At 58.7% G+C, this 11566-nt stretch carries 8 protein-coding genes; 7 read left to right on the top strand and 1 reads right to left on the bottom strand.

Going from position 1 to position 11566, the window contains the following annotated elements; all coding sequences use genetic code 11:
* Positions 1–122 precede the first annotated feature (122 nt).
* Together SJQ66_RS07540 and SJQ66_RS07545 are read left to right on the top strand one after the other, a co-directional pair.
* A complete protein-coding gene (locus tag SJQ66_RS07540; RefSeq protein WP_024903258.1) occupies positions 123–1694 on the top strand; it encodes an ABC transporter substrate-binding protein in 1572 nt (523 codons plus the stop codon).
* 84 nt (positions 1695–1778) lie between these two features.
* Positions 1779–3104 (top strand): NAD(P)/FAD-dependent oxidoreductase, encoded by a 1326-nt coding sequence (locus SJQ66_RS07545; RefSeq protein ID WP_320534150.1) that lies wholly within the window; start codon positions 1779–1781, stop codon positions 3102–3104.
* Positions 3105–3137: 33 nt separating this feature from the next.
* Here SJQ66_RS07545 and SJQ66_RS07550 read toward each other — a convergent pair whose 3' ends face one another.
* On the bottom strand, positions 3138–3992 hold the full coding sequence (locus SJQ66_RS07550) for a class II aldolase/adducin family protein (RefSeq protein ID WP_253463764.1): 855 nt from the start codon (positions 3990–3992) through the stop codon (positions 3138–3140).
* Positions 3993–4201: 209 nt separating this feature from the next.
* On the opposite strand from SJQ66_RS07550, the gene SJQ66_RS07555 reads away from it, so the two are divergent.
* The 5 genes from SJQ66_RS07555 to SJQ66_RS07575 all read left to right on the top strand — a co-directional run bounded on the left by SJQ66_RS07555 (position 4202) and on the right by SJQ66_RS07575 (position 11537).
* Positions 4202–6049 carry an ABC transporter substrate-binding protein gene (locus SJQ66_RS07555; RefSeq protein ID WP_320534151.1) on the top strand — a complete coding sequence of 616 codons (1848 nt, stop codon included), beginning with the start codon at positions 4202–4204 and terminating at the stop codon, positions 6047–6049.
* 104 nt (positions 6050–6153) lie between these two features.
* Positions 6154–7119, top strand: coding sequence for an ABC transporter permease (locus SJQ66_RS07560; protein ID WP_046153259.1), 966 nt, complete (start codon positions 6154–6156; stop codon positions 7117–7119).
* A gap of 8 nt (positions 7120–7127) precedes the next feature.
* Positions 7128–8051: an ABC transporter permease gene (locus SJQ66_RS07565; protein ID WP_082102798.1), complete on the top strand. Its 924-nt coding sequence runs from the start codon at positions 7128–7130 to the stop codon at positions 8049–8051.
* On the top strand, positions 8048–9925 hold the full coding sequence (locus SJQ66_RS07570; RefSeq protein ID WP_320534152.1) for an ATP-binding cassette domain-containing protein: 1878 nt from the start codon (positions 8048–8050) through the stop codon (positions 9923–9925). Before SJQ66_RS07565 ends, SJQ66_RS07570 begins: the two co-directional genes overlap by 4 nt.
* A gap of 400 nt (positions 9926–10325) precedes the next feature.
* Positions 10326–11537 (top strand): porin, encoded by a 1212-nt coding sequence (locus SJQ66_RS07575; RefSeq protein ID WP_036009557.1) that lies wholly within the window; start codon positions 10326–10328, stop codon positions 11535–11537.
* The last annotated feature ends 29 nt before the right edge of the window (positions 11538–11566 follow it).

Raw genomic sequence — 11566 nt, forward strand, 5'->3', positions numbered from 1 at the left:
AAGCATTGATGAATGGCTCCCATGCCGCTCTTTGGTTTTTTTGAAACCAGGCACGGTCTTGCGTTCAGGAACTCAGTAATTCTATTGTGCATAATGTTAGCCACCCCCTTCGGAGTCTTCGCATGAACAATGATGATGTCAAGCGTGTAGATAGCGGTCGCCGCGATATGATGCGCCATCTTTTGGGTGCCGCGGTCTTGGTGGGCGGGGGAGGCACGAGTTACCTGGTGCAAGCGGCGACGACCCCGACAGCGCGTCGCGGTGGTTCGATTCGCGCAGCGTACGATAGCAGTTCGACCGCCGATACGCTGGATCCGGCGAAGGGCTCAGCCGGCGGTGACTATATCCGTGCTTACATGTTCTACAGCGGCCTCACCCAACTCGACAGCGCGCTTGCGCCGACGATGAACTTGGCGGAATCTATTGTCAGCAGCGATGCAAAGGTGTGGACTATCACCTTGCGAAAGGGTGTGACGTTTCATGACGGCAAATCGCTTACGACAGCCGATGTCATCTATTCACTTCTCCGACATAAAGATCCGAAAGTCGCGTCGAAGATCATGACGCTTGCGGAACAGTTCACCGACGCGAAAGCCATTGGCCCAAACCAGATCGAATTGACGCTGGCGAACGCCAACGCCGATTTACCGGTGTTGCTAGCCGACTCGCATCTGGTGATCGTGAAGGATCAGACAACTGACTTCTCGACGGCCATCGGGACCGGTCCATATAAGCTTAAGACATTTCAACCGGGCGTATTGACAGCCGGGATTCGGAACGAGCAATACTTCAAGCCGGGGTTGCCGCACCTTGATCAAGTGGAGCTTGTTGGCATCGCGGATGGTGCTGCCCGGGTCAATGCATTGCTCGCAGGAGATGTGCAACTTGTCAACGCGGTTAATCCGCGCTCGACGAAGCAAGTCAGTTCGGCGTCCGGGTTTGCCATCATGGAAACCAAGTCCGGGCTGTACAGCGATTTGATCATGAGGGTGGACGACCCGCTGACCGGCAATCGTGATTTTGTGCAAGGTATGAAATATCTCTTCGACCGGACACAGATTCGTGATGCGGTATTCGGAGGCTATGCAGTAGTCGGCAATGACCAACCATTGCCGCCAATGCATCGTTATTACAACGCGGAAGTGAAGCCTTTGCCGTTCGATCTGGACAAGGCGAAATTCCATTTCAAGAACGCGGGCGTTTTAGGAAAAAGCACACCACCGGTTTTTGCGACTACTGCTGCGAATGGGTCGCAGGAAATGGCGGTCTTCTTGCAGCAGGCCGCGGCGCGGGTTGGCGTCCAGATACCAATCAATCGTGTTCCAGCGGACGGCTATTGGTCGAATTACTGGATGCGACGTCCATTGAGTTTTGGCAATATCAATCCCCGTCCCAGCGCCGACGTGCTGTTCTCGCAGTTTTTCGCGAGCAAGGCGCCATGGAACGAATCCGGCTGGAATAATCCGAAATTCGATCAATTGCTGTTGGCCGCTCGCGCTGAAACCGATGAAGCCAAGCGCAAGCAGATGTACGGCGATATGCAGCAGATTATCAGCACGGAGGGCAGCATCGGCATTCCCGCCTTTGTCAGCTTTCTCGATGGCTATGACAAGCGGATACAGGGTTTGAAATCGATCCCGACCGGTCCGATGATGGGATTCAACTTTGCCGAATACGTCTGGTGGAATGCGTAAGGTCTTTGGATAAAAGCTGGCATTGCGCATATGCGGCGGCGACATCTGTATCGCAAGTCGAGAAGCAACGTAAAGGTAGAGGCGATGGCTGTTTTATTGGAAAGCGTTGATGGCAGCAGTGCCTTGCCGGTGACGGCGGATGTTGTTGTCATTGGCGGCGGTATCGTCGGTGTTTTCTCCGCTTATTATCTGGCGCAGCGGGGATTGCGCGTCGCATTGCTGGAGAAAGGCCGTATCGGCGCGGAGCAGTCATCTCGAAATTGGGGGTGGTGCCGTCAGCAAAATCGTGATGCCCGGGAGTTGCCCATCTCGACCCAGAGCCTCGACCTGTGGGAACGTTTTTCGCAGGAGAGTGGCGAGGACACCGGCTTTCGACGTTGCGGGCTTTTGTATTTGAGTAACGATGAAGCGGAAATAGCGCGCTGGGCGCGGTGGCGTGACTTTGCCAGGACCGTCGGCGTGACAACGCATATGCTCGACGCCACGTCGGCGGCGACTTACGGGCAGGCAACCGGCAAGGTCTGGAAAGGCGGCGTGCTTTCGCCGTCCGATGGGACGGCGGACCCGGCAAAAGCGGCGCCGGCGGTGGCCCGTGCGCTGATGAAACTCGGTGGCACCGTACACCAGGAATGCGCCGCGCGGGGCCTGGAGCTGGCCGCGGGTGAGGTGGCAGGCGTCATCACGGAGCACGGGACGATCCGTACCAAGTCGGTCGTGCTCGCAGGAGGTGCGTGGGCGTCGTCGTTTTGTCGCCAATTGGACATCCGTTTTCCGCAGGCATCGATTCGTTCGTCGATTCTGGCCGTATCGGCTCCCGCCGAAACGCTGCCGGCGGCGTTGCATACATCCGAGGTGTCGTTGACGCAGCGCAGTAATGGCGGCTATACCTTAGCGATCAGTGGCCGTGGGCGGGTCGATCCCACCGCACAGATGCTGCGTTTCGCCCCGCAGTTCGTGCCGATGTTTGCCAAGCGCTGGCGAAGCCTGAAGCCAGGCAATTTGGAAGGGGTGCGCGGAGGGCATGAAACGCTTGCACGATGGCGGCTGGATGCACCAACGCCGATGGAGCGCATACGTGTTTTGGATCCGGTGCCGGATAAATACGCCATTGCGCTCACGTATCGGCGGGCTGTCGCCTTGCTACCGGCTCTGGGCAGGACATCGATTACGCACAGTTGGGCCGGCTATATCGACAGTACACCCGATGGCGTTCCCGCCATCGGGGAAACGGCACAAGTACGTGGCCTGATATTGGCCGCAGGCTTTTCCGGGCATGGTTTCGGAATTGGGCCGGGCGCCGGCTATCTGGTGGCTGACCTGATCACCGGCAAGCATCCCGAAATCGATGAAAAGCCGTATGACCCGGCACGATTCGCGGCGTCGTCGTGGGGCAAGGTGGCCGATTTTTAAAGAGCGGACTACACCTGGTCCGCGCCGACGGCATTAGTCCAGGACATCAGGCTCGGTGGCAACGATGCCTTCATACAGATTCTGGAATGCATGCAGCGCACCGCCAGGACGGCCAACCTGCTGATGGGTCAGCGTGGCGATATTATGGGGAATGGGGGACGGCGTACCGGCCGCTTCCGCAAGCAATTGCGTGCGGCACGCGTTCTCCAAAGACAGATACCACCAGGCGGCAGCTTCGACCGACGGGCCGGCGGTGAGGATGCCATGGTTTTTCAAGATAACGGCCTTGCGTGGTCCTAATGCCTCGGCGATGCGAGCCCCCTCGCTGGTATCAAGCACGACGCCCTGGAAATCGTCGAACAACGCGTGATCCTGATAGAACGCACAGGCGTCTTGTGTCAATGGCAGCAGTTCCCGGCCGAGTGTCGACCATGCCTTGCCGTATAGAGAGTGGGTATGGGCAGCTGCCACGATTTCCGGGCGCGCCTCATGGATGGCGGCATGGATGGCAAACGCCGCCTGGTTCACGGGTCCTTCGCCCACGACAATCTCACCATCGCGATTTACCAGCAAGAGATCCGACACCCGGATCCGGCTGAAGTGCTTCCCCAGCGGGTTGACCCAGAAATGATCTTCCCATTCCGGGTCACGCGCCGTGATATGGCCGGCGAGGCCATGCGCGAAACCGTTTTGCGCGAACAGGCGAAATGCCACCGCCAGACGCTGCCGCCGGTGCAGCCGCTCATCTGCGATGGAGCGCGACGATTGTGCATCGTCGAACCAGAATCGACGAACTGGCGCATGCCTTATATCACTCTGCAAGCGTTGTCCAATCGCGGATCGGATATTCTTTTTGACGTGTTTCGAAAGTGAGGGAAGTGCGCTCATACGGTATCGAGAGTGACGAGTTCAGGGTGTGATCGACACGCTAACACCGATAGACGGTCAATCGAACTGACCATTTGCGATAACGATATCTTCAGTAAAGGTCAGTCGAATACATGTCATTACGCGATAAGGTTAGTTGAATTCCTTCGTTGTGCACGAGGAACGGCATTCCCTATGCTGTCTGGTCATTCGAAATACGAGACTGCAAGATGAGCATGCTGGCTGCACGCGGAACCATTAAACGGCGGGACATAAAAGCAACAGCGGGCGAGGAAGTGCATGCTAGGCTTCCTGCCACGACATTACGCAACCCGTATCCAAGGCGGGTGGCAAAGCCGATCGGATGGATCAGACCCGTATTGGTTGTCTTGATGAGTGCGATGCTTTGTGCGTGTGGTAAATCGCGCACTGACGCAGCGACCACGGAATCGCGACCGGCAAGCGCGGTAGCAGCGGCCAGCGGCGGTTCGCCGGAGACAAATGCACTGGCGGCGGCCTCAGGCGCGGGACAATCAGCGCCTGAGAAAGGGGGCGCGCTGACGTGGGGCGTGACAACGGAACCGGTTTGCTTCGACCCGCATAGAGCGTCACAACAGAACGCATTCTGGATCATTCGCAACTTCGTTGACTCGCTGGTCTTCAAGAACGCCGATGGCACCTACTCGCCCTGGCTCGCAAAGTCATGGCAGACGTCCAGCGACGGGAAGGCATACATCATCGACTTACGGGATGACGTGCATTTCACTGATGGCACACGTTTCGATGCCGCCGCGGTGAAGGCCAACTATGACTACATTCTGGCCAACGTCAGCACGACCTCCGCATCGGCGTCGTTGCTTGTACATCTGGATCATGTTGATGTCGTCTCGCCGTTCGTGGTCCGGCTGGCCATGAAACAGCCGGATTCCACGACGCTTGAATCGCTATCGAGCGTCAAGCTGGGGTTCCTGTCGCCGAAGTCGCTGTCCAGTGGCATCGATCTATGTGCTGGTGGTCCGGGCTTGGTGGGTACGGGGCCCTTCACCTTCGCTGCATATCAGCGTGGGCAGTTCGCGCGCTTTGTCCGCAATACCGATTACCAATGGGCACCGGCAACATCGAAGCATCAGGGGCCGGCTTATCTGGATCAGATTACCTATCGATTCCTTCCCGAGGCGTCGGTGCGCACGGGTGCGCTCAGTTCGGGGCAGGTGGATTTGATCGAAGGGGTACAACCCACCGATGTGTCCGTGTTCGACCGCGTCGAGGGTTTCAGGTACATTTCGGGACCGTCCGCAACAACGTCCTTCACGCTGAATGTCAACTACACCGTGCCACCCGCCAACGATGTGCGAGTGTGTCGTGCGTTACGCGACGGGTTCGACCTCGATGGTATTGTCAATAGCGTGTATCTGGGCACTGTCCGCCGCGCCTGGTCGAATATCGGTCCAGACAATCCCGAATACAACGCCGCGCTCAAGGGGAGTTGGGGCAATCGGGTGAAGGAAGCAAATGCACTGCTCGATGAGGCAGGATGGACACAACGTGACAAGGACGGATTTCGAACGAAGGATGGCAAGCGACTGTCGATCGAGGTGGGCTATCCACAGCCATACGTACGCGATGATCGGGACACGTTGATTCGTGCGATTCAGTCCGCATTGCGCCAGAACCTGGGCTTCGACCTGGGGTTGCATATCAACACCGCCGCCGATTTCGCGAACCAGAAAGCCACCGGTAACTGGACCATCTATCCGAATACCGATAATCCTTCCGACGTGGCGATGGAATTGTGGGACATGCTGGGCGATCAAGGTTTTCTGTACAACGCGATCCAGAACAGGGACGCGACGTTGGTAGGGGACATCAACCGCGCCCGCCTGTTGCCGGTGGGGGCGGAACGCACGGCGCTGCTGCGTCAGATACAACAGCGTGCGGTCGACCAAGCCTATATCGTGCCGCTCTTCGCACCGGCGTATCACCTCGCCGCGAAGTCGACCGTGAACGGCATCAGCTTCGAGCCGCAGTTGGACGGTCCATCTGGTGCATACGACCTCTGGCTTGCACATGGAAAATAGGCAACGACCCTCTCAAGTAGGTTGCCTTGATGCGCCGGTGCGGGTCGAGGCTGTGATGGATGCATTGGCCAATGCACGATAGGTTTCTTTTTATGAGGGCATCAATGATTCGATCGATCGTTACCAGGATGCTCACCGGGGTGGTCGTGCTCTGGGGTGCGGCCACGGCCACGTTTTTGGCGTTGCATGCATTGCCGGGTCGTATCGAAGACGTCTTGGCGGGCGATCTGTCTTACCCCGGTTTGCGCGAAGCCATTGCAGCGCAGTGGGGTCTCGACCACAGTTTGCCCTGGCAGTACTGGCATTTTCTATGGCGCTTGCTCCACGGGGACCTGGGTACCTCTTATGTGATGCAGCAACCGGTGGCGGCCATTCTGGCTTCGCAATTATGGCCAACACTGCAACTGGCGGCTGGCGCGGCGGTATTGGCCATTGTGTTGTCGTTCTGTATGGCGAGCGCCACGGCAGGGATTGGCGCGAACGCGTTTCAGTTCGGAGGGCGCCGCCATACGCCACGGGTTGGCATCTGGTTGAGCGCCGGTGCATCCGCGGTCGAGCAGGTGATGACGTCCATGCCGGTCTTCTGGTTGGGTTTGTTGCTATTGATCGCGTTCTCTTTTCAATGGCATTGGTTCCCGGTTTCCGGTGCAGCGAATTTCTCCGCCTTGGTGCTGCCGGCGGTGACGCTGGCATTGCCGACCGCCGGCGTATTGTCCCAGGTCATGCGTGAATCATTGGAGCGGGCCTTGTCGCAACCATTTGCAACGACGGTTCGTGCACGTGGTGCCTCCGAATGGTGTCTGCGAGTCCGGCATGCCCTGCGGCATGCATTGCTGCCGGTACTGACGCTCGGCGGTTGGATGATCGGGGGCTTGCTCGGTGGTGCCGTTATTACGGAAAAGCTTTTTGGTCGCCCGGGGCTCGGGACCGTGACATTGGATGCGGTGACCTCGCAGGATGTACCGGTGGTTCTGGCGGTCGTCCTGTTGGCGGCGTTTGTCCACGTCGTGATCTCGACACTGCTCGATATCGCCTATCTGTTTGTGGATCCCCGTTTGCGCAACGATTGAGGTGTGGCATGTCGAAAAGTTTAATCACGCCACCGTCTGGTGGCGCTACATTTAACCCGTCCGCGCGCCATGGCACGCCACGCCGTGGTCACACCGCGCGCTTTGGGAATGCATTGCACGGTGTCCTGCAATTGCCGATACCGGTACTGATTGCCGGATTTTACTTGTTCGTACTGGCCTGCATGCTGGCCATGCCGACGCTTTTCACCCATCATGATCCGCTGGTCAGCGAGGTGGGAAATGCGCTGCATCGCCCGGATGCACAGTATTGGTTCGGCACAGACCGCATCGGTCGCGACGTTTTCGCGCGTGTCGTATATGGCGCCCGCTACTCGTTGCTGATCGGCCTGGCGGCAATGGTGGTTGCGTTGCTGATTGGTCTGGTGATCGGATTGACCGCGGGGTTGAGCAATCGCCTCATCGATGAAAGTGCATCGCGTCTGCTGGATGTACTGTCTGCGTTTCCCCCCATCCTGCTGTCGCTGTTCGTCGTATCTTTTCTTGGGCAAGGCATCGTCAATATCGCGATCGCCGTCGGCATCGCGGGTATTCCGAAATTCGGACGTGTGCTTCGCGCGCAGGCGCAGGTGGTGCGCCGTGCCGACTACGTTACACACGCGGTGACATTCGGTGCGTCGCGCCGACGGACGTTTTTCACACACGTCTTGCCGAACGTGTTGTCTGCCGTGCCGGTGATCGCGACGCTGGATATCGGCGCGGTCATCATCGCTGTCTCGGCATTGAGCTTTTTGGGATTAGGGCCACAACCACCCACGCCGGAATGGGGTGTGATGCTGGCGGAAGGGCGCGCCGCACTGCGCGTGGCCTGGTGGCCCAGTGTCTTTCCCGGCGCGGCCATCACACTGACAGTCATTGCGTTCACCGTTATCGGTAAATATACCTCACGGCGCTATGGAGGCGATGGACGATGACGATGCTTGCGAACACCCGGCTGGAAAACGCGACCCCGGAATCTCGCTCCGATGCCGTGATCGATGCCTTCCCGCTTACCGCATCACCCGGCGCGGAAAAGAATGCGGGCCGCGTACTGGTGGATGTAAAGAATCTGCACATCTGTTTTCCGACGCGGGCCAGGGATCCTGACGCTGCATCCGTCGTACGCGGGATTGATATTACGGTTCATGCTGGTGAATGCGTGGCGTTGGTGGGCGAATCGGGCTCAGGCAAGAGTGTCACGGCGCGTAGTCTGCTCGGCCTGGCTGGCAGTGGCGCGCGCATCGACGCAAGCCGCTTCGACATCGATGGACGTGACGCACGAACCTTCACGGCGCGGCACTGGCGCGAGGTGCGAGGTGGCTTTGCGGGACTGGTGATGCAGGACGCATTGGTTTCCCTTGACCCGTTGCGGACGATTGGCGCGGAGATTGGTGAAGCGCGCGCATTGCATCATCCGCGCGAATCGCGCCGGGCACGCGATGCCGGCGTGTTGGCGCTGCTACGCAAGGTGGGGATGGTCGAACCGGAACGGCGGGTCCGGCAACGTGCCGGTGCACTTTCAGGTGGCTTGCGGCAACGGGCGTTGATTGCCGCCGCCATGGCCGCGCAGCCTGCGCTGCTGATCGCCGACGAGCCGACGACGGCCCTGGATGTGACGGTCCAGGCGCAGGTCCTGGACGTGCTGCGGCAGCGCTTACGTGCCGGGGTCGGTTTGCTCTTGATCAGCCACGACCTTGCACTGGTAAGTGGCATAGCCGATCGCGTTATCGTATTGCACCACGGCGAAGTGGTGGATAGCGGACCCACTGCAAAGGTGTTGAGTGCCTCCTCCCATGCCTATACCCGGCGCTTGCTAGCCGCGCGGCCGTCGCTGCACTCTCGTGGCTTTGCCTTACGCTCCGCCGATATCGTGGCAGTGCCCATGCCTGGGTCCGCCGCCATGACGCATGCCGTCGTGCGCCAGCCTTTACCGCCGCGGCAGGGCGATGCGCCCGGGACGTTGCCCGCTGCCTCGACCACGCCTATCTTGTCGGTACAGGGCATCAATAAACGCTACACGCTCAAAGGGGATTGGCATGCGTCAAGCGGTCACTTCATCGCACTGGACGATGTCTCATTTTCGGTGAATCCGGGCGAAGTAGTGGGTATCGTCGGCGAGTCCGGCTCTGGCAAAAGCACGATTGCGAAAATTGTCCTCGGGCTGTTATCACTTGATGGCGGTGCCGTAACGTTTGCCGGATCATCCTGGAATCACGCACACGCGTTGGAACGCGAGAGGACGGCACGACGTTCAAGGTTACGGTATATCCCCCAGGATCCACTGGGTTCGTTCGACCCGCGCTATACGGTACGTGATCTTTTACGGGAAGCGTTGCATGACATACGGCATGCGCAGGCACTGACGCCGGATGAGGTGTTGGCACGGAGCGTGATGCTGCTAGAGCAGGTCAGCCTGGATGCCGGGGTATTGTCACGCTATCCGATCACGTTGTCCGGTGGACAGCGTCAACGTATCGCCATCGCGCGTGCCGTAGCCTCGGAGCCGGACCTGATTGTTTGTGACGAACCCGTATCGGCGCTCGATGTGCATGTCCAGGCGCAGGTGCTGGATGTACTGGCCAAGTTGCAACGGCGTAACCATACCGCTGTGCTGTTCATCTCGCATGATCTCGATGTCATCGCGCACATCAGCGACCGAGTACTGGTTCTGCACAATGGCAGGGTAGTCGAACAAGGTCCGACGCCCACGGTTTATCGCGCGCCCACGCACCCTTACACGCGGACCTTGCTTGCATCCGCGCCGACATTGCCCATTTTTGATGCGGCAGCAACGCTTGCCAATCCGTGACACGGCGCCGTCCGCGCCGGACGCACCACCTTTCGTTCGGCTCGGCTACCGTCTTTTGCGATAAAAGGCACGTCTGGTGACTTCAGGCTGAGGCGCTGCTTTGGCATCTGTGCGGGACGTCACCGGTCCCTCAAAACGCACCGCGCCGTGTGCGATTGTTGCTAATAGATCACGCATCGCCCGATTACGGGTTGTTTGGTAGAGCGCTAAGAAAGATGTTGTGACATTCTTACCGAGCCTTAAGGCAGATCGGGATGATTTTGATATAAATCCTAAAAAAAAATAGATTTTCTGGAGGGGTTTCATGAAAAAACAGAGCATGGCTGCACGCGGGGGAGACGCGCAGGGGTATGAAACGGGCGTGGCTAGCCTGCAACATACGTCTATTCGTCCGACGGCGATGCGTTCGGCGGTTATCTTGGCGATCGCGCTGGCAGGGGCGACCAGTTCGTCAATCGCCTTCGCACAGAGCAGTGTGACTTTGTACGGCGTTGTTGATTCCGGTATCGGATATCAAAATAACGCTTCCTCACTGGGCAGCACGTCCGGGGGTGCTTCGCTGACGAAAATGAATCAGGGCATCTGGGCGGGAAGCCGCTTTGGTTTGAAGGGCACCGAGGATCTGGGCGGTGGGGCGAAGGCAATCTTCACCCTCGAGTCCGGGTTCAATTCCGCGACGGGTGCCACGCAATATACCAATGCCATGTTTGGCAGACAGGCCTGGGTCGGGCTGACACACAGCGATTACGGTACGTTGACGGCGGGGCGTCAGTACGCGTCTTACTATCAGACGATGTCGAAGTTTAGTCCGACGACATGGATCACCGGGTACTACGGCGCGCACCCTGGTGACGTGGATGGACTGGATACGATCTACCGTGCAAACAACACGCTGGAGTACACCAGTCCTCGTTGGTACGGGCTGCAGGCCAGCGGATCGTACTCGTTCGGCGGCGTGGCGGGTAGCACCAATGCCGGCGCCACCTGGGCAACGGGCTTGCAGTATTTGAATGGACCGGTGGGCGTAGGGGTTGCATTCGAACGGATTGAAAATTCCAATACGGCCGGCGGCGCCTGGGGCGCCAATTCGACGACATCGAGCAATGGCGCGCAAGCAGGTGTCTCCGCGCTGACGAATGGGTACCAGACCGCACGTGCGCAGCAGCGCTTCGCGGTGGGACTGAGCTATCAATTCTCTCCGGCCTGGGATGTGACGGCGACGTACACGAACACCCAGTACATCCCGGGGGCCGCTTCCAGCTACCGCGATACGGCGATTTTCAATATCGCGGGCGCGGTGCTCCATTGGCACCCATTGCCAGCCTGGGATTTTGGCGCAGGTTATTCCTATACGCAGGCAACGAAAGCAAACGGGATCACGGATAGCGCGCGCTACCATCAATTCAATCTGTCCCAGTATTACGCCCTGTCAAAACGCACTGGCTTCTATCTGCTGGAGGCTTATCAGCGTGCCAAGGGCAATACGTTGGGGACGAGCGGTGCCGGTAATATCATTTCTGCCACGGCAACCCTCGGCGATGGCATGAATTCGACGCCATCCTCGAGTAGCAATCAATTTGCCGTGGGTGCAGGCATCATCCATCGCTTCTAAGCGGCATCATGCCGTCGCGTTGATTGGCG

The sequence above is a fragment of the Robbsia andropogonis genome, assembly GCF_034047095.1.
In the GTDB taxonomy this organism is placed as follows: Bacteria; Pseudomonadota; Gammaproteobacteria; order Burkholderiales; family Burkholderiaceae; genus Robbsia; species Robbsia andropogonis.